The sequence below is a fragment of the Paraglaciecola algarum genome (genome assembly GCF_021532655.1).
Lineage (GTDB): Bacteria > Pseudomonadota > Gammaproteobacteria > Enterobacterales > Alteromonadaceae > Paraglaciecola > Paraglaciecola algarum.
Genome location: NZ_JAKGAS010000001.1, coordinates 801168 through 820211 on the forward strand (window position 1 = coordinate 801168; position 19044 = coordinate 820211).

The 19044-nt window shown below is 36.8% G+C and carries 13 protein-coding genes; 7 read left to right on the forward strand and 6 right to left on the reverse strand.

Annotated features, from left to right (window positions below; translation table 11 throughout):
* Positions 1 to 147 precede the first annotated feature (147 nt).
* From L0668_RS03285 to L0668_RS03315, 7 genes are all read left to right on the forward strand, one after another.
* On the forward strand, positions 148 to 840 hold the full coding sequence (locus tag L0668_RS03285; RefSeq protein ID WP_235310627.1) for a helix-turn-helix domain-containing protein: 693 nt from the start codon (positions 148 to 150) through the stop codon (positions 838 to 840).
* Between the two features lie 176 nt (positions 841 to 1016).
* Positions 1017 to 2333 (forward strand): c-type cytochrome, encoded by a 1317-nt coding sequence (locus L0668_RS03290; RefSeq protein ID WP_235310628.1) that lies wholly within the window; start codon positions 1017 to 1019, stop codon positions 2331 to 2333.
* A 14-nt stretch (positions 2334 to 2347) separates the two neighbouring features.
* The gene (locus tag L0668_RS03295) at positions 2348 to 3799 is read left to right on the forward strand and encodes a DUF7133 domain-containing protein (RefSeq protein ID WP_235310629.1); all 1452 of its coding nucleotides are present in this window, start codon (positions 2348 to 2350) and stop codon (positions 3797 to 3799) included.
* A 120-nt stretch (positions 3800 to 3919) separates the two neighbouring features.
* Positions 3920 to 5410 carry a glycerol kinase GlpK gene (gene glpK / locus L0668_RS03300; RefSeq protein ID WP_235310630.1) on the forward strand — a complete coding sequence of 497 codons (1491 nt, stop codon included), beginning with the start codon at positions 3920 to 3922 and terminating at the stop codon, positions 5408 to 5410.
* 3 nt (positions 5411 to 5413) lie between these two features.
* Entirely contained in the window at positions 5414 to 7018 is a 1605-nt protein-coding gene (locus L0668_RS03305; RefSeq protein WP_235310631.1) for a glycerol-3-phosphate dehydrogenase/oxidase, read from the forward strand.
* Between the two features lie 256 nt (positions 7019 to 7274).
* A complete protein-coding gene (locus L0668_RS03310; protein ID WP_235310632.1) occupies positions 7275 to 9368 on the forward strand; it encodes a di-heme-cytochrome C peroxidase in 2094 nt (697 codons plus the stop codon).
* Between the two features lie 16 nt (positions 9369 to 9384).
* Positions 9385 to 10716: a cytochrome P450 gene (locus tag L0668_RS03315; protein ID WP_235310633.1), complete on the forward strand. Its 1332-nt coding sequence runs from the start codon at positions 9385 to 9387 to the stop codon at positions 10714 to 10716.
* A gap of 315 nt (positions 10717 to 11031) precedes the next feature.
* On the opposite strand, the gene L0668_RS03320 is transcribed toward L0668_RS03315, so the two are convergent.
* From L0668_RS03320 to L0668_RS03345, 6 genes are all read right to left on the reverse strand, one after another.
* Positions 11032 to 12291, reverse strand: a complete 1260-nt coding sequence (locus L0668_RS03320; RefSeq protein ID WP_235310634.1) for a putative bifunctional diguanylate cyclase/phosphodiesterase — start codon at positions 12289 to 12291, stop codon at positions 11032 to 11034.
* Entirely contained in the window at positions 12230 to 12961 is a 732-nt protein-coding gene (locus tag L0668_RS03325) for a hypothetical protein (RefSeq protein ID WP_235310635.1), read from the reverse strand. The genes L0668_RS03320 and L0668_RS03325 overlap by 62 nt, the downstream gene beginning before the upstream one ends.
* 655 nt (positions 12962 to 13616) lie before the next feature.
* A complete protein-coding gene (locus L0668_RS03330) occupies positions 13617 to 15686 on the reverse strand; it encodes a sensor domain-containing protein (protein ID WP_235310636.1) in 2070 nt (689 codons plus the stop codon).
* 244 nt (positions 15687 to 15930) lie between these two features.
* Positions 15931 to 17229: a tyrosine-type recombinase/integrase gene (locus tag L0668_RS03335; RefSeq protein ID WP_235310637.1), complete on the reverse strand. Its 1299-nt coding sequence runs from the start codon at positions 17227 to 17229 to the stop codon at positions 15931 to 15933.
* Between the two features lie 299 nt (positions 17230 to 17528).
* Positions 17529 to 18356, reverse strand: coding sequence for a universal stress protein (locus L0668_RS03340; protein ID WP_235310638.1), 828 nt, complete (start codon positions 18354 to 18356; stop codon positions 17529 to 17531).
* 169 nt (positions 18357 to 18525) lie between these two features.
* A complete protein-coding gene (locus L0668_RS03345; RefSeq protein WP_235310639.1) occupies positions 18526 to 18738 on the reverse strand; it encodes a hypothetical protein in 213 nt (70 codons plus the stop codon).
* Positions 18739 to 19044: the final 306 nt, after the last annotated feature.

Here is a 19044-nt window from a genome sequence, read left to right on the forward strand (position 1 = left end):
TAGAACCTGTTTATTGAATGAGTTCATCGATATATAAAATATTCATTGATATTAACCAATATTCATCTTTTTAGTCCATTAGGAATAACCAAGACTGTAGCTAACTTAGCAAATTATTGTTAAGCCAATCTAATTAAAGGAATCATTATGAGCTTGGGTAAAAAGCTAAAAACACTACGTGCTGAACATAATTTAAGTCAACCAGAATTGGCCGAAAAAATAGGTATTGAGCAATCTTATTTGTCAAAATTGGAAAACGATAAATCTATACCATCAAATGATATTTTTAATAATATTCTGGCTACCTTTGGATTGACTATAGAAACATTCATGGCAGATATCACAGATCTAACTGTCCTTCTTACTCTTCAACAAATACCTGACATAAGACATTACCTAGCTAGTAGAAAAGAGCATAGCGAAAAGCTAAGGCGTCGATTTTTATATTTTTCAAGCTTATTAATAGTTGTAGCAACTTCACTATTTTATGCGGGATTTAGTAAATTAGTTTTCCCTGTGTTGCAATACCAATATGAGTCAAAATGGGTGGTGTTAGAGGGTGAGCCAGATAATATTTTCAGTAATCGATTAAATAATAGAGTGAGTGGAATTTCAGAAGAGCTTAAAGCAGAAATTCACAGCCGTACTGATGAAAAAGTGTTAATTAGCCCTGTCAACAAAGGGAGATATTTTGTCATGGAAGTAGATGGCGGTAAGAGGAAATACCACCAGATTAATACAATAATAGTTCAGCAGCCTGTCAATGCTTGGTTACAAATATTAGGTGTCTTTTTATTTAGCGCAGGAATAATGGGGTTCATATTAGAGCGCAAGTTATAAGCCTCCGATTTTTAACAAATTTATAATTGTTATTATCTATCTTCACTTTTGCCTTTATGAAATTATATATGCACGTAGAAATTTAAGTGTAAATATTGTAGCTTTAGTGTAAAAAGTAAATTCTTATCTAGTTAATAAAGTTAAAACTCCTATTGGCGTTTTATAAAGGCAATTAAATGAAAAAAATTGGTTTAATCCCCTTAGTGATTACTTTGGGTATCTCAAATGTTCATGCAGATCCTCTCGATGAAACCTTACTTAAATTATCTGCTGACTCACAAGCAGTTAATGCTGGACAAGCCTTGTATGAACAAGTGTGTGCAGCTTGCCATAACAAAGACTTATCAGGTGCCACAGGTTTTAATCTAAAAGATGGCGAATGGATCCACGGTGAAGCTCCATCTCAAATATTAGCCAATATTAAACAAGGCTTTAATAGTAAAGGTATGCCAGCTTTTGGCGCCATGTTTTCAGACAAACAGCTTCAAGAAGTAGTGGCTTATATTATGTCTAAACGTGAGGGCATGGCAGACTTAAGTTATAAAATTTATCAGATGCAGGATGAGAAAGACTTCTTGGTAACTGAAGATAAATTGGTTAAATCAGGCATGTTACCTAAGAATTTAATGGATTTTGAATTGCCTGAAGTTAAGCATTATGCCATTGAGTTTGAAGGTACCTTATATGCGCCAAAGCATGCTAGTAAATTACATATCGAGGCATGGAAATTAAATCCAACCACATTATATATAGATGGTAAAAAAGTCGAAAAACAAAATCCAAATGGTGCAACTTGGCCTCTTAAACCAGGCAAACAACAGATTAAGTTTCAATATATAGTTGGCACAGATTTAAATAAAAGCTGGAAAAGTAATATCGCCTTATTTGTAACCACTGAAGACTTAGGTATAAAGTTATTTGGCCTTTCTACCCGCAGTCATAAAATCATGTTAGATAAGAAAATTCATGTAACCGCTGATGATAAAGTTGTAGTGCAACGCAAGAAAATCCATAACTTACCTACCTATTCAATCTCGGTAGGTTTCCCAGAAAAAATAAACTATGCCTTTAACACTCGTAGCTGCGATTTGGTAGGACTATGGACGGGAGATTTGCTAAACGTAGGACCAAATGTAGAAAGTAGAGGAAAGGATGGCAGTATAGTGTTGGGAGATTGGTTGATAAACCAGCAGGATTCCTTTGCACTGCAATCTAAAGGTAAATGTACATATAAGAAAATGACTAATACAGGTGTACCGGCATTCTTCTTTAACCAAGACGGAGTTGATTATAAACTAACGACATCCAATATTTCGTCAAATGGGCTGAACTTAGATTACCAAGTGTTATCTACCCTAAAGTCACCTTTAGTATTTAACTTACCTAATAATGACAAGGTAAATATTAGCAGCATCGACGGTAAGGTTAATGGAAATAGCCTAACTATTAGTCCAAATAAAACGTCTTTTTCTATTAACGTTTCAACGAAATAACTAAGGGTAACCCTATGAATAAAATTACCAAAGCATTAGGTTTATCCTTATTGTTAACAAGTGCCGTTTCTTCACATGCGCAACAACCGCCTAGTCACACTTACAAACCAGATGGATATTCAATTGTAACGATTGAGACTCCTGTAGATGTAAGATTTCATGCCACGGGTTTAGACTCCACCTCAACAGGAGAAGTGTACGTTGCCACCCGTTTTGGTGATGTATGGAAGCTAAATGGGGAAACTTGGACTAAATTTGCTGAAGGTTTACACGAGCCAACAGGTTTATTAGTAGATGATGATGGCAGTATTGTGGTAGCGCAAAAGCCTGAATTTACCCGGTTAATAGATACCGATAAAGACGGTCAAGCCGATGAATACATTATGTTGGCTGGCGATTGGGATTTTCACGACAATTATCATGAATTCACGTTTGGACCCGTTAAGGACAAGCAAGGTAACTATTATGGGACCTTGAATTTAAGTCATGGTGATCCTAAGGCATTTTCATTAGGTGCTATGGGCAGCTCTGGCGGTTACCGAGGGTTTGCATTTAAAGTCACGCCTAACGGTGAGTTTTCTCCTTTTGCTTGGGGCTTACGTTCTCCAGCTGGTTTAGGTACCAGCCCAGATGGTGAATTATTCTATACAGATAATCAAGGTGACTGGGTACCGACTTCAACTTTCCATCTGTTACAAGAGGGGAAGTTTTACGGTCATCCAGTTTCCTTAGCTCAGCGCCCTGGGTATACCAAACAAGCGATTACCGATACGCCAGTTGAAGTGTTCGATAAAATGCGTGAGAAACCAGTCGCTTTGATCCCACATTTAGAAGTGGCCAATTCACCGGGTAACCCAGCATGGGACACCAGTAAAGGACAATTTGGACCTTTTGCCGGACAAATATTTGTTGGCGATCAAACCCAGTCCAATATTTTTAGAGTACTGTTAGATAAAGTAAATGGTGTGTACCAAGGCGCGGTGATCAACTTTATGAATGGCTTCCAAAGTGGCAATATTCGAAATGAGTTTGATCTCAAAGGGCAGCTCTGGGTTGGTCAAACAGCCAGAGGCTGGGGCGCTAAAGGTGGCAAACCTTTTGGCTTACAAAAAGTGGTGTGGGATGGTACCAATCCTTTTGAATTACATGGTATTAAACTAACCAAAACAGGCTTTGAACTAAGTTTTACTGATAAAATAGACATCAAGTCAGTGGCTCTTGATAGCTTCTCTGTTCAGCAATGGAACTATAAATACAGTGGTAATTATGGCTCACCAAAGATGAACTTAACACCAGTGAAAGCGACTAAGGTAAGTTTATCTTCAGATAAACGCACAGTGACAATAAATATGCCATTGATTGCTGATAAAGTGGTTCAAATTGATTTTCCAGGATTACGAGACCAATCAGGTCGCAGCGTTGGCGTTGAGAAGGTTTATTACACCCTTAATCAGTTGATTAAATAGTAAATCTTTAAAACTGCTTCTAGAATATAGACATAAAGCGTTAATGGCCAAGGTTTCTAGCCATTAGCGCTTTTTTTATGCTACAAATAAAAGACATAAGTAGGGTTAAGGAAGTTTTGTATGTCTGGATATTTTCTATCGATAGATCAAGGCACTACCAGCTCTAGGGCAATTTTGTTTGATCAAGCTGGCAAGCTGGTTGCTTGTGAGCAACAAGAGTTTAGCCAATATTTCCCACAAGAAGCTTGGGTTGAACATAAACCTGAAGATATTTGGTGCTCTGTTTATCACACTTGCCAAGCAGTACTTAACATTCAAAATTTAGCGCCAGACAATATATTGGGTATTGGCATAACCAATCAAAGAGAAACCACAGTAATTTGGAATAAGTTCACCGGAAAGACTATTTATAACGCCATAGTCTGGCAAGACCGCCGAACCTCTGAGTATTGCGATTCAATTTCTACTTCTGAAAACCAAGAATTAATTAGTCAAAAAACCGGACTATTGATTGACCCTTATTTTTCTGCAAGCAAAATTCGTTGGATCTTAGAAAACGTTGCTGGAGCGAAGAAACAAGCGCAAAACGGCGAGCTAGCTTTTGGTACCATAGACACGTATTTGTTATGGAAACTCACAGGGGGCAAGCAACACGCAACTGATGCCACAAATGCCTCACGCACTATGTTATTTAATATTCATACTCAAACATGGGATCACGTATTATTAAATTTATTTAATATTCCACTGAGTATGTTGCCAGAAGTTAAAAATAGTGCAGATGATTTTGGCACCACTGAAATGTCGATATTTGGTAAATCCATACCCATTTGCGCTGTGGCTGGCGACCAACACGCGGCCTTGATTGGGCAAGCATGTTTTAAACCCGGCATGACAAAAAGTACTTATGGAACAGGTTGTTTTGTGATGCAAAATACTGGAAATAAACCGTTAAAGTCAAAAAATAAGCTATTGACAACAGTTGCTTATCGCTTAGAAGGGGAGGTGACGTATGCCATTGAAGGTAGCATTTTTATGGCCGGAGCAACGGTTCAATGGCTGCGTGATAAGTTAAAAATAATCTCTGATGCCAGTGAATGTGATGAAATTGCGGGTGACATTCGATTAAATCATGGCGTGTTTTTAGTCCCAGCCTTTACGGGGTTAGGTGCGCCTTATTGGGATCCAAAAGCCAGAGCTGCAATATTGGGGTTGAACCGCGATTCGGGTATTCAACATATAGTTGCTGCAGCTTTGCAAGCGGTGGCTTATCAGACCAAAGATCTACAACTAGCTATGGCTAAAGATGGATTAAAACCGCATACGTTGAGAGTGGATGGAGGCATGGCGAATAGCGATTGGACTATGGCATTTCTAGCAAACATTTTAAATGTCATGGTAGAGCGCCCGCAAGTAGTTGAAACGACGGCTTTGGGAGTAGCTTACTTAACCGGCTTACAACTTGGGATTTACAAGTCCACGCAAGACATTGCTAATTTATGGCAAAACAATAAAACGTTTACACCTTCTATATCCCACCAGTTACAAGAAGACTTGTACCAAGCTTGGCTTAATGCCGTGGCAAAAGTAAGACATTCACCCAATCATTAACCTATGAATAATCTACGAAGCGCAAATTTACAAAAGTTAAGCCAAGAAACCTTCGATGTATTAATTGTAGGAGGAGGCATTAATGGAGCAGTGAGTGCTGCATCATTAGCAGCTAAAGGTGTATCAGTGGCCTTAATTGATAAAGGGGATTTTGCGGGGTTAACCAGTTCTAACTCGTCTAATCTAGCTTGGGGCGGCATCAAGTACCTTGAATCGTTCGAATTTTCTTTAGTGCATAAACTATGTAATAGCCGTAATCATTTAATGCAGAGTTACCCGTCAACTGTCAAAGAAATACGATTTTTAACTAGTATTCAAAAAGGATTTCGATTTCCACCGTTTTTCATATATTTGGGCACATTGGTTTATTGGGCTATGGGTCGGTTTATCACTAAGTTTCCTAGTTATCTGCCAGCAAAAGAAATAAAAAAATTAGAATCAGCTATTAACATTAGTAATGTAATTGGTGGTTTCGAATATTCAGATTGTTATCTTTATGATAACGATGCAAGATTTGTTTTCAATTTTATTCGTTCAAGTATGAGTTATGGGTGTATTGCTGCTAACTATGCAGAATGTTTGGGTGCTGAGAGGGACGGGGATATTCATGTAACTAAAGCCAAAGACTCCATTAGTGGCGAAGTAATGCATATACGCTCTAAGTGTATTATTAACGCTTGTGGCCCTTTTGTTGATCCGCTTAATAAGTTAATTGGTGAAACAACCACGCATCACCATGTTTTTTCGAAAGGCATTCATTTAATTGTTGATAAAATCACTAATAGCCAAAAAGTATTGACATTTTTTGCCGATGACGGCCGCTTGTTTTTTGTGATCCCTATGGGTACTAAAACCTGTATTGGCACTACCGATACCCAAGTAGAAAACCCTCACGCTATAGTTACAGAACAAGATCGCCAGTTTGTACTTGATAATGTCAATAAACTATTAGATTTAAACAAACCATTGACTAAGCAAGATGTGATTGCTGAAAGATGCGGGGTACGACCTCTCGCAATTAAGGGCAAAGATGGTAAAGCCGATTGGGTGCAACTGTCCCGCAAACACGCCATAGATGTCAACGCAGATAAGAGTTACATGTCTATATTTGGTGGAAAACTTACTGATTGTATTAATGTAGGTAATGAAGTCGCTGATATTGTAAAAGATTTTGGTATTAACTTACCTTACGCTAGTAAAAAATGGTATGGCGAGCCTGACGATAGTATCAAAGAAGAGTTTATGCACCGTGCTGAATTAATGGATTTTGATTCACTTACACCAAAATCATCTTCTGAACCATTAACTCAAAGGTTTTGGCGACGTTACGGTAGAAATGCTATTAATATGTTAGAGAGTGTTCGTGAAAATCCCAGAAAAGGTGAGTTACTGATAAAAAACTCTGAGTACTTAAGAGTTGAAATTGAACATGCGGCACAAAGAGAAATGGTCACCAAGTTAGAAGACTTTTTACGCCGACGTTCAAAAATGGCATTGGTGTTAAGCAAAGAAGAAATATTGAGTGATCCAGGTTTATTAGAAGCTTGTGAAATATTGTTTGGCGAACAAGCTCAAGTAAAACTAGCTGAGTACAAGTTAGCTAAATAGTGAATTAAATCACTTTAAGCAAACAGGCTGTATGAGTTTTATTCACAAGTGAATAAAAAATTATTTAAAAAACAAATGACTTTCGTCTAAAGTAAAACACAAGAGGTAAAAATTAAATTTTCAGGTGTATTGTTTTCAAAGGATCTTGAAAGCAGTCATTGCACTTATTCAAACCTTAACGGGTAAAATTCAAACATAAGTGTTTAAAAGCAGTAGCACTAAATTATATAAAAATTATGTCAGAGGGATTTTTGTCATGGCTACTTTATTTCAGAATATATTCGCGTCTATTTTCTTTCTATTAAAAAATATCAAATTACTAATAGTTGTGATTGTATTATTGGCAGTCATAGCCTTAATACTTGGCAAAGTGTATCAAGGTTGGGACGATGATCCGGATCGTGGTGCGATAGCCATTGCGAATGGTACTTTTGGTGAAAACTATTCAACTCCTATCTATCTAGATCAAGGTTGGTCTGCTAACGATAGTTTATGGTTTTACAACACCACCCAAGGCTCAGCTCTACTGCCTTATGATTTCTTTTTAGCGTTAGAACAAGAAAACTCAACAGATTTATTTCGAGATAATCAAAATATTGATAGATATCGTTATTTACCACAGAAACCTACTTTTTTTAATCCGGAAGGGTTTCCAGTTGGTTTTGTGCAAGAAACCTACAAAGGTAAAGATTATATAGGTTATACCTGCGCAGCTTGTCACACCGGACAAGTTAATTATCAAGGCACAGCTATTCGAATTGATGGTGGCCCAGCAATGGCAGATATGGTGGGGTTTTTAACGGGGCTTGAAAAATCAATGTTGGCCACTCAGCAGCAACCTCAGAAAAAACAAAGGTTTGTACAAAATGTACTTGAGTTAAGTAATGATTATTCAACTGCACAGGAAATTTTGCAAAGTCTAGACCAGTGGACAAGAACCATTCGTTTATACAATACGGTAAACCACAGTCATATTGATTATGGTTATGCCCGTCTAGATGCCTTTGGGCGAATCTATAATCGTGTATTGCAACATATGATAAACAAGCCGCAACTTGCTACAGCTATGAAACTAGCAGTATCGCCGATAGGCAATAGAATTTTAACTAATCAACAAATTGATAAAGTTCTAGATGGTATTGGTGAGAATATAATTGTCGATAAACAATTTGGTTTAGTGTTTGAAAGACTTGCTTCTAAAGAAAACGGTTACCCAGGGTTAAATCAAAGGGATCTATTAAGAGTACGAAATCAAGTATTTAACGAAGCTGATGCCCCAACTAGTTATCCCTTCTTATGGGATATTGCCCAGTCAGACTATGTGCAGTGGAATGGTGTGGCAAATAATTCAGGTGTAGGGCCTTTAGGCCGCAATACAGGCGAAGTCATAGGGGTTTTTGGTATTTTAGATTGGACCTCCCACGAAAAAAACGGCTTTAGTTTATCGGCTATATTAACTGGCCAAGAAAAGTTAAAACAACAAGTAGATTTTACATCATCGATCGATTTAACTAATTTGCGCCGTCTTGAATCTCATCTTAAAAGTTTACAATCTCCGGTTTGGCCGCGAGAGATATTAGGCGAAATTGATTTGGCTAAAGCTCAGCGGGGCCAGGTGATTTATGCCAAGTATTGCCTATCTTGCCATGAAGTAATAGAGCGCAATAATTGGGATCGTTTAGTCGTTGCTAAGATGTCTGATATTGGTTTTATCGGCACTGATAAAGCAGCGGCTGTCAATGGTGTTGCTTATTCGGGGAAATCGGGAAATTTAAAGCACACAGTACAGTCCACTGATGTGGGAGATTTGGTAATTGAAGAAAATGCCCCAGTTATTCAAATACTTACCTCTGCCACCAAAGGCGTAATAGGTACCCCAGATGCTGACAAATACATAGTGCGTCGTTGGTTAGATAGGTTATACGATATTGGTTCATCATTTTTTGATAATACTATTCGCAACACCATAAAAAATGGCAACTATAAATCAGACACCACTTCCTCACCTTATAATTCTTTATTAGCTTATAAAGCTCGCTCTTTAAACGGTATCTGGGCGACCGCTCCTTATTTGCATAATGGCTCCGTTCCGAGCTTGTATGACTTGTTATTGCCACAAGAAGAACGCCCTAGTGAGTTTATGGTAGGCAGTCGCGAATTTGATCCTGTCAAAGTTGGGTTTAGAGCACAGGGGTATGATGGCTTTAGATATACCACTATGCGAATAGGTGATAAAAACACTGGTCATGAATATGGGGCAGGACGAACGCCGCAGTTAAATGGAGAAGTATTACCTGCATTGGATGAAGCCCAACGTTGGGACTTAATCGAATACATCAAAACATTATAGGGCTGAGGATAAAGTCATGACTAAAGATTATTTAAAAGAATACGATGCCAGTGCAGAAGCAGACAAATACCCACTAGTACAAAAGTGGATGAAAACCGAACCATTACCTTTTTTTAAACAACTTAGGGCTGAACGTCCAATATTAGTGACCCCAGAATGTACTTTATTGGCATTATTTACTGACGTACGTGATTGTTTGCAAATGCCTAAAATTTTTACTGTAGATCTTTATAAACCCAAAATGGGCGTAACAGATACTGAAGAAGGTTATTTGATGGCACATGACGATGATGCTTTGCACTATCGTGAAAAATCCATTATGCAAGGTATGCTAAACCGTGACGACATCCCAAAAGTTAGAGAGGGCATAAGAGAATCAGCGCAAAAAATATTAAAAGACGCAAATGGCCAATTAGAAATAGTAAATCACTATTGCCGTATGGTGCCCGCTATCATGGTTCAAGAGTATTTTGGTTTAGACGGGATCAATCGACAAAAGTTACTAAAGTGGTCATTTTGGAATCAATACAACACATTTCACAATCAACCATTCGATTTAAATTCAAAGCAAAAATATGATCATATAGTAAGCGAACATAATAAATGCTCGGTTGAATTAGTAGACTATATGAAGGTATTAATTGTTAGAAAGTGGATTACTGTGCAAATCAAGGATCGTATTTTGGGTATGGGCTTACAGTTAGTCAACTTAGTACGTTTAATTTTAAAAAAGCAGCCAATTGTCCTTCAAGATGACATAGTTAAGCGTATGTTACGCTCAAGCTTTGCTCAGCAAGTGAATTTTCCTTTAACTCGCATAGGCACTAACGCGGGAGGGTTATTAATCGGGGCGGTTGAAACGACTTCACAAGCAGTAGCTCAAGTTATTCATATGTTTATTAATGATCCCGCTTTATATAAGCAGGCTAAGGCAGCTTCTATTCAAGAAGACAATACCGCTATAGATGCATTGGTTTGGGAGGCCCTACGTTTTGTACCCATTAGCCCCTATATGTTTAGGCAGGCAAGTCAGGATTACACTATTGCAAAGGGGACTGAACGCGAAACGACTATAACTAAAGGTACTAATGTATTAACCCTTACTCAATCCGCTATGTTTGATAATTACGTTAATGATAACCCAGACGAATTTAACCCAAATCGCAATTGGTATCATAACTTTAATTATGGTTTTGCCTCCCATGATTGTTTAGGAAAGTATGTGGGCATGGCTATGATCCCTGAAATGGTCAAACAAATAATGAGGCAAGATAACTTAACACAGCAATCTGAAATGGATTATGAAGATGGACCATTTCCAGAAAAGTATATTCTCAGCTGGGGATAAGAAATTGAGCTTAACAAGCATTTGCTGATTAGAGTATGCTGAACTTTGGTGTATAAATTTTGTTCAAGTAAACATTTTAATTTGAGGCGCTGACCTGAAGATACTATTGGCTTAAAACAGCGTATAAAGTCAAAAGATATCAACAAGAATTAAAATGGTTTAGGTAGTATAGAAAGCGTCAGAAATGTATTCCATGTTTAAGTGCGAAGGTGGAGCAACACATTTCAGCGGATATTCGTTTTAACCACCAGTCGTAACTTTTTACTCACGCCTTGACTTCTCTTCATAAGTGAAAAGACACCTGTTAATACAAAATCAGATTGAATGCTTTAGCAAATAATCCTTAATTTCCACCAACTCAAGAGGTTTGCCGAAATAGTAACCTTGTAGCATCTCCACGTCTAGCTCAGTTAACACTTTGACTTGTTCGATGGTTTCGACCCCCTCTGCTACAACAGTATAATTTAGCTTCGTCGCCATCTGTTTGATTGCCTCAATAATAGGCAGACCATTGCTATTGAGTTTTCCTACAAATGATCTGTCTATTTTAATGATATCAGCGGCTAAATCCTGAATAACTGAAAGAGAAGAATATTCCGTACCAAAATCATCAATTGATACTTTAATCCCCAGACTTTGAAGTTTTTTAATTCGCTCAAATAGTATCGCTTTGTCACTTGCAAAAATAGACTCGGTGATTTCGATGGTGAGTTTATTAGCACTTAGATTTGCGATATTTAGTGAAGATGTGACCGTGTCAATAAAATTCGGGCTGTTTAATTGTAGCAATGATACGTTTACACTTACCGATGGTTTAACGTTTTTTAGATATTCTGCCCATTGAGCTGCAGCTAGGCAGGACTGTTGCAATACCCAAGTGCCTATTGGGACAATCAAACCATATTGCTCAGCGATCGTAATAAATTCGTCTGGAGAGACATTCTCACCATGAAAATTCCATCTAAGCAAAGCCTCAAATGAGACTATGTTTTGGTCTTTTGCTTGTACTATAGGTTGAAACACTACACGGAGTTGTTGTTTATCGATTGCTAAGGGTAAACCATTTTTCAAAATATTTTCGCGTAGTATCCGTTGTCTCATCGACACATTAAAAACACCAACAGAGCAGGGGTGATTTTTCTTTTGGTAATACATTGCCGTATCAGCTAGTTGAATTAATTCATCCGCTTTTCGGGTATGCATGGGGTAATGAGCAATACCAATTGTCGCGCCGAGTGATAATCTATTGTTATTTACGTCATAAAATTCAGAGATTTTTTCTATGACTTTATTTGCATAGCTTAAGGCGTCGGCTTCATTAGCCCCCATAAAAGCAATTAAAAATTCATCGCCCCCCCAACGACATAAAATGTGTTGTTTATCTCTGAGTAGATTCAATCGTTTCGCTGTTTGCTTAAGGACTTTATCGCCAGTTTCATGGCCAAAAGTATCGTTAATTTTCTTGAACCCATCAAGGTCCACAAACAATAATGCAATGGGAATATCATCTTGTTTATAACACTCTAACTGTTCTTGTAAACGATGAACGGTTAAACAGACGAGTGAGTGAATCAAGATTAGATAATTGATATATTTTGGCCGTCCTTCGAGCTACTTTTTGCTCCATCTCATTAACTAAGAGTGCATTTTCGTTTTTCAAACGAATAGCGTTTGAAGTAAAATCTGACGATTTATTTGCAGTGATAATTATCACTAAACAATAAGCAGAACCTAATATGCCAAAAATGTTTTTAAAATCATCATTAGCTAGGAGAAGCGTGAATGACGCAGGACCAAGTAAAAGCGCAGAATAGCATATGGCGGTAAATTTATGGGCCGATAAAACGCTTGCTGCACCACCAGCGAGCGCTGACATCGTTAAAATAATGACGGACAGCTCAGTATTGTCTACATGTTGAAACAAATATACACAGTAGATTGCTAAAAGCATTCCGGTACAAAGTGTTCCTGAGACAAAACGATAAACCGCGATTTTACCCTCGTAATTCTTTTTTTTGCTATTTTTTTTCCAAAAAAAAGCATCAAGACCACGTGCTAATGCCAAACCATATAGAGCAACAAGCCAAAAATATTTAAACGTTACTGTTTCACTTGAGTAAAAACTGTACACTAAAAAAGTAGCTGCAAATAATGTAACTGCAATTCCTGACGTAGTATTGTTATACAATAATTCAGCAGCATCTCTAAACTCGGAATGAGTTGGCTTACCATCTGAAACTTTCAATCAATACTTCCCATTAAATAACCATTTGTTTAAAGTTTTCACCCAGCCAAAACTATAATAAAACTTTCACGCTTTTTTGTGACAATACAGTAACGCTTTATCTTAGATATGTCGGGATTATATTGAACAAAGCAGTTAACTCTTGGTCAAGACGGTGAGCGGGCATGGATGTTCCTCATCTACTTTTTACGGTATTGTTACTGGCGCCGGCAAAAAGATGGCATTAATTTTTACCACTATAGATAGAACTTTATACACACAAAGCCATATTATCAATTGCGGGGTTCGGAATGGGTTCCTAATTAGACTAAAGTATAAGGTTAGATTTTTGTCACAACAGGCCTACCGACCAGATGTTTTTGGACATTGCAATGCAGGGAACGTTAGGCTAGGAAACTTGGCGCCAGTTACAACATCATCAGCTCAGATACTATACCTGTGAATTAATTACAGCCCACTAATAAAAGGAAGAGTAAGATGCAGCTATAAAGTTGGGTGTATCGATTCCATTACCAAGTCCTTTACACCAGCGGCACTGCTACATAATGGACACTCTCTGCAAACAAATATATTAAAATTCAACATGCTCTGTTCATCATATTCTTGTAATCGATATTTTGAATATGGCCAGAGCAGCAGGTTAAATATTTACTAGTTATTTTGGTAATTTGAGTAGTTGTTGTATCGTCAAAGGTCTATTTAATAGATATCCTTGGCAAACATTACAGCCCATATCTTGCAATAAGGTAAGTTGTTCATTTGTTTCTACACCTTCAGCCACTACAGTTAAGCCCAAACTATGAGACATAGCGATGGTAGCCTTAACTAAATCACAATCCGGCTTATTTTCGCTTATGCCTTGTATAAAACTACGGTCAATTTTTAATTCATCGAATGGATATTGACGCAAATAATTAAGTGATGAATAACCCGTACCAAAATCGTCCATGGCTAATTTAACGCCTAATTTTTTTAGTTTTGAAATCGCTTGATATATATAAGACTGGCCGCTCATTAAGACGCCTTCCGTTATTTCAAGATTTAAACAACTTGCCGCAATATGGGTTTCTTTTAAAGTGCTTTTGATAAAGTTGACTAATCCAGGATCTCTAAACTGACGAGGTGATAAATTAACCGAAATGCTGTAATTCAAAGCATTTTGTTTTTGCCATTGATTTAAAAAAGTCAATGCCTGTTTAATCACATACCTGCCAATTGGCACAATAAGTCCCGTATGTTCAGCAATTGGAATAAATTCATCAGGTGTAATATTACCTAAGCTATTGTTGTTCCACCTAAGTAATGCTTCAGCTCCAATAATTTCTTGGTTTAATACTGTATATTGAGGTTGATAATATACTTCAAACTCATTGCGCTCTAACGCGCCGTGCATTTGTTCCTCAAGTTGAAAGCGACGTTGCATAATGGTGTTCATTTCATCGGTAAAAAATGAATATGTATTACGTCCAGAGGCCTTGGCTTGATACATAGCTGTATCAGCATTACGGATTAAATCGGAGGAAGATGTACCATTTTCAGGGAAAATAGCAATACCAATACTGATGGTGAGCATCAGTTCTCGCCCGTCTAAGGTAAATGGGCTTCTAAAGGCTTTGAGCAGGCTTTCTACACTTTCCATCGCAGCTTCTTGGCTGGAGAGATCTTTCAATAAAACAATAAATTCATCCCCACCTAAACGACCAACAGTATCATCACTTCGTAACACTCGACTTAATCTTTTAGCGGACTGAACTAGTAATTTATCACCAATTTCATGACCCAAGGTGTCATTAATTTTCTTAAAATCATCTATATCTAAAAATAATATAGCGGTTTTTCGTTGGTTTCTTTTGGCCTCGCTTAACATTTGGTTTAAGCGATCAAGTGACAAGAATCGATTGGGTAGGTTAGTTAAACTATCAAAATAAGCTTGATGGCGGATTAGATCGGCCGCCTTTTGTTGTTCTGTTATATCTCTAATGATAGCTATCACTTGATCATATTTGGCCAAATGACTAAGCCTTGCTTCATAAAATATTTGACCATGTGGCATAGTTAACTCGTAGTTGAAACTAACAATACTTTTCTGTTGTTTAACTTCTTCTATATGGCTAATAAATAGTTCACCAACATTCTTAGGAAGGGAAATAGCAATATTCTTGCCAATAAAATGTTCAGGTAATACATAAAGATTTTGTTCATTGTTGACGTGGTAATCAATGATGGTTCCATCATCTGCCATTAAGAAGAATAGATCAGGTATCGCTGTGAATATAGTTTCAAGCATTTGCTGCTTGAATGTTGCTTGCTCTTGAGCTTGCCTAACTTCAGCTAAATCAATATCAATGCAATACATTTGTTTTACATTATATTGATTAGTAAACAATACATGACTAGAAAACACGCACACATCATTACCATTTTTATGGCGTAAGGTTAATTCAGCTGCCGGTATTTCTATATCATTTTTAATCCATTCCCTATGAGCTTTAATCACTAACTCTTGCATGGGCTTTGGGATAATTAAATTTTCGAGTTTTTTCCCAGTTGCCTCTTCTTGAGTATATCCATAAATTAATTCACTGCCTTTATTCCAATATATTACTCGTCGTTCTTCATCATAGCCCTGAACAGAAATAACATTAACGGCATCAAATAATTGGTGAAGTGGATCATTAGTAACGTACTGATGAGCAACTATGTTGCCAACATGACTTGGTTTCATAATACAGAAGATCCCCAAACATTATTTACACGAACATTTACACAAATTTGAATTCACTAAAGTAAGTTTAAACCCCTTATACATAGCAACAAAAAATTCTTAAATAATGTTGAAGTAGTCATTTATTTTTCTTCAAGCTATTAAATAATAAACAATTTTTTAAGTTGGCTGAAGGTGTATTTATTTTACCTAGTACATTAACTATATATAGATATGTAGATAATCACCAATGATTTAGCTAATTTTACAGCTTTCTGCTAGTCCCGGCTTTTATTCTGTCGCGATGAGCCGGTGCTACATATATTTCTACTGTGGTTTTTACACTGGCATGGCCTAGCTCTTCAGCTAGCATAGTCTCGGTAATTTCACCTAATGCTTGGGTCGCTCCTGTATGGCGCAACCAATGTGAAGAGGCCCCAGCAATAGATTGAGCTTGTTGATGTTTACCATCTTTGACAAGCTTTTTAATGACCAGGTCAAACGCTTCTTCTACCATGTTGTTTAAACTGTCTTGGTGTAATGCCTGACCGGTTTTTTGTGATGGCATGATTGGATAACTTTCGTCAATCTGGGGCAGGGGGGGTAAACCTAAATATTCTCTATAGCGGGTCAATACATTGTCAATAAAGCCATCTGGAACTGTCACTAAGCGTTCTTTTTTACCTTTGCCAATAACGTTTAATACCCAGCCCTCACCGGAAAGATCCAGACAAAAATCTCCAAAAACCGGAGTTCTAAAGTTTCTATCTGATAGTTCTGAGATCCTTAAAAATAGCACCTTTAGTGATAGCACTAAGAACCTATGTCTTTCGTAGATAGGGTTTTCATCAGCGGCTTGGGTCAAAGTATCAATAAATAATTGCCAAATGTCGTCATCTAAGGTGTGAGGCGGCTTATAAATTGTACCTTTTACTAGATATTTACAGCTTTTTTTAACCAATAATACTGGATTACGAGTTAAGTGTTCAGATTCAGTTAATTCTTTTAAAAAGACATTTAACGATGCATAAGAGTTTTGTAAAGATGTTTGATTGAGTTTGTATCTAGCCCTAGGTTTGTTTGTTTGGGGACTTTGTGCGATTAGTGCTTCAGTTTTTCTATCCGCCTTAGATTGGCGCAATACAAATGGTCGCCAGTTATTGTTAACTAAACGAATGTCTGTTTTGGTTTTAGATTTAAAACGACTGGCTATAGTGGTATTAGCAATTAAGTTATTAGGAGGCGACCAAATCCAATCTATATATTCGCGTATATCATCAACACCAATATCTAAAATAGATTTTTGTTTTTCATTCCAGCAAAACAATACAAAACGTTCAGCTTCATTTCTAAAACGGTTTTGAGTACCAATAGAGCTACTGACGACGTTATTTAAAAAGCGTAACAAAAGTTGTAGATCTCGTTTTGCTTGTATTCCTTTCGATCCCATATCATCTAGATATTCACTAAGTGAAGGGTAAACCTGATTGAATTCATCAGTATGTAAAATGTTAAGCTGTTGGGGAATAAGCTTAATAGAATCTGTAATTGGATGATATTTCATAGGGTATTAATAAAGTACGTTATATAAGGAGATACTACACTAGATGTAGACCTAGTCAATTCGTAATAATGTCAATTATTACGAATTGGGTATATACCCTTATATAAGAGCTTTTAGTGGAATTTAGTTTTGATACCCTCAATCTAATATGTCTAAAATTAACCTTCTATTTGGCATAAAATAGACAAGCACAAGCGACAGCTACGTGAATTAGAATAGTTTTTGGGTACTAACCTTCGTTTCATTTACGTAGCGTATGCCGAGCATATCTAAAACCTAGCTTTTAACTTAATTTATGATTAACTAACAATAAGCGTATCGACGGTTAGTCGTTTTAGAATTTTCTCTGCGGTATTGCCTATGACTAAGCCTGTAAGGCCTGTTCGACCAACACTGCCCATAATCACAACATTGGCTTTTATCTTACTAGCCACTGAAGTGATCTCAGAGGCTGGAGTGCCCGCCGCTACATGACATATATAGTCAGTAAGTTTGTTAGATGTTTTCACATAGGTTTCTAAGGCGTTTTTAGTGGCTTCACCTTCACGGGCTAAAACGGTATGTTCGTCAGTAATATCTAACTCTTTCTTGAAGCTAGAAATTGGAATAACACTCAACACATCAACCGCAATATGAGATTGCTCGGATAAACCAGCGGCAGTTTCTAATACATTTTCGTTAAGAATTTGTTGATCATTACTATCATCAAGAATATCTATGGTGGCTAATAACTTCATTTCTTTACGCCATTTATTATCCCCACATAAGAATATTGGTGTTTTTAAAGTTGATTTAAGTGTGGCTTTAATAAATGAGAAATCTAGCTCTTGATCTTTAAAATGTGGTCTAAATAAAAATACAGTATCGATTTGTTGTTTAACTAATACTGCATTCAATTCTTTGCTTTTATCGTCAACTGTCAATGCATACGCATTAATTACTTCGGTTTCACAAGACTTATGACCTACATTTTGAATACTTTCTAAAAGCTGATTGGCATCGAAATTATTATCTTTATCAGCTAAAAACAACAATATTGTTATTTTTTCTGGATTAAACTTCAAAGCCTTTTGTAGCATACCTTTGATATTACTTACTTGTTCGATGGCCACCAAGATATGCTTCATATACTTTCCTTTTTACATTTTCAGGTTTTAATTTAACGAGTTAAGTAAATTTTACCTTACGAAACTTATAGTTATTAGTTTGAAAAGATAATTGATATATATTTAATTTGCTATAAATAAATTGATTTTCAGTTGGGGGTTGATTAGCTATGCTGGATTTTCTAGTGGGTTAGTTGAACATATCCAATTGTTCATCCTTTCTAGATCGAACCAACTTTTCGATTACCTGTGCCCTATTTTCTGGTTGACTGTCAATCCAAGCAATCACTTCGGGATGTAAACGTAAACTAATACTTTGTTTAGGTTGAGCGATTTTAGGTCTCCCTGCCCCTTGCCTATTACCACCATGTTTACTTCTGCTATTTTGTTTAGATTTTTCCACGATCATTTCTCTATTTTTAATCACTTGAAAACAGAATACGATATTCAAAAATATTTGCAATACATTATTCAAGAATTATCGTATACGTTAATCAAGGTATCATTTTTGTCTTGTTTTAATTGACTCTTATCTTTAAATAATAGAGGGCCGATGTATCAATGTTAGTAATAATTTTTTATTCATCCAGTGGAAGCCTTCAGGCAAACAAAGATACATAATGTAAATAGCTTATCTAGCTTGTTGAATATATTGGTAAACAGTATGCACTATATTTCATCATGTGGAGCATTTTACAAACCCGCTAGG

Excerpts from the sequence above, each read along its gene's own strand:
- L0668_RS03305 (WP_235310631.1), top strand. The coding sequence starts at position 5,414 with ATGAATAATCTACGAAGCGCAAATTTACAAAAGTTAAGCCAAGAAACC.
- L0668_RS03290 (WP_235310628.1), top strand. The coding sequence starts at position 1,017 with ATGAAAAAAATTGGTTTAATCCCCTTAGTGATTACTTTGGGTATCTCA.
- L0668_RS03340 (WP_235310638.1), bottom strand. The coding sequence starts at position 18,356 with ATGAAGCATATCTTGGTGGCCATCGAACAAGTAAGTAATATCAAAGGT.
- L0668_RS03315 (WP_235310633.1), top strand. The coding sequence starts at position 9,385 with ATGACTAAAGATTATTTAAAAGAATACGATGCCAGTGCAGAAGCAGAC.
- L0668_RS03310 (WP_235310632.1), top strand. The coding sequence starts at position 7,275 with ATGGCTACTTTATTTCAGAATATATTCGCGTCTATTTTCTTTCTATTA.
- L0668_RS03335 (WP_235310637.1), bottom strand. The coding sequence starts at position 17,229 with ATGAAATATCATCCAATTACAGATTCTATTAAGCTTATTCCCCAACAG.
- L0668_RS03330 (WP_235310636.1), bottom strand. The coding sequence starts at position 15,686 with ATGAAACCAAGTCATGTTGGCAACATAGTTGCTCATCAGTACGTTACT.
- L0668_RS03285 (WP_235310627.1), top strand. The coding sequence starts at position 148 with ATGAGCTTGGGTAAAAAGCTAAAAACACTACGTGCTGAACATAATTTA.
- L0668_RS03295 (WP_235310629.1), top strand. The coding sequence starts at position 2,348 with ATGAATAAAATTACCAAAGCATTAGGTTTATCCTTATTGTTAACAAGT.
- glpK (WP_235310630.1), top strand. The coding sequence starts at position 3,920 with ATGTCTGGATATTTTCTATCGATAGATCAAGGCACTACCAGCTCTAGG.